At 61.2% G+C, this 1,028-nt stretch carries 1 protein-coding gene; it reads right to left on the bottom strand.

Annotation, left to right across the window (positions count from 1 at the left end):
* Positions 1 to 872 (bottom strand): IS1634 family transposase (locus ACR80S_RS17120; protein WP_435403906.1); only part of this gene is annotated, 872 nt, incomplete at its 3' end.
* Positions 873 to 1,028: the final 156 nt, after the last annotated feature.

The raw sequence follows: 1,028 nt of genomic DNA on the forward strand, positions 1-1,028 counted from the left end.
AATTCCAGGGGACGACCCTCGATCCGTACGGCGGACAGGGCTTCCAGGTTGTCCAGGGAGAGTAGGCCACGGTCGGCGACCAATACCACACGCCGTACTTTGAAGCGCCGGGTCACGGTCTCGATGGTCGGCAGCAGCGTCTTGGTTTCCGCGACGTTGCCATCGAAGACTTCGTGGTGAATAGGCAGACCTTCTGCCGTCTGGACGACGCCCAACATGAACTGCCGGCCGATGCCGCCCTCCTTCGAAGGCCCGTAATGGCGCACATCACCCTCGAGTGTCGTTCCGCCTTCAGCACGGATCGTGGTGAGGTCGTAGAAGACGATCGACAGCTCCTGATCGATCAGCGGCTTGAGCTGCTGAGCCAATACGTCATTGAGCGCTTCGCTGCACTCCGACAGGGTGTCCATGGTGCGCAGCAGATGCTGATGACGGATCGAGGCCGTATCGACATCGGGCACCAGCACATCCTCCAACCAGCGCAGCACGCCGAGCTTGGATTCGGGGTCGCAGAGGCGGTTGAACACCATGACCCGCAGCAGCCGCTCGGCATCAAACTGACGCTTGCTGCGCAGCACACGGCGGAAGGCATCGTCCAGGCCGAGTTCTTTCCAGAGCGAGGTCAGCAGCCAGGTATCGCCGACGGAGCGCGCCGGCGCGAAGTCGGTCTCGCCGGTGCCTTCTTCGAGCGTTGGCTGGCCGGATACGCGCAACAGGCCATTGATCAGCGCACTGGACTCCCCGGCCGTGACAGCTTCGAGGCGTCCCAACGTCGCGATCACGCGTTGGCGCGACTTGCCGGCCTCGTCGCGGAAAGACTCGACGAGCTTCACGTAGCGACGCGGACCGGATTTGGTGACTTTGACAAACATGTCATCACTATAGACCGGCCATTCCAAGGCTGGCAAGGTGCCAAGAGAAAAACGTGTCACTACAAAGGGTTCGGCCAAAATTGGCTAAGTGGCTGAATTCTCAGACCACGGGTGCCAATTTCGGGCCGAAATCGGGCTGGAAGTGTCGAACTCGGG

This window comes from Halomonas salsilacus (assembly GCF_051216275.1).
Lineage (GTDB): Bacteria > Pseudomonadota > Gammaproteobacteria > Pseudomonadales > Halomonadaceae > Halomonas.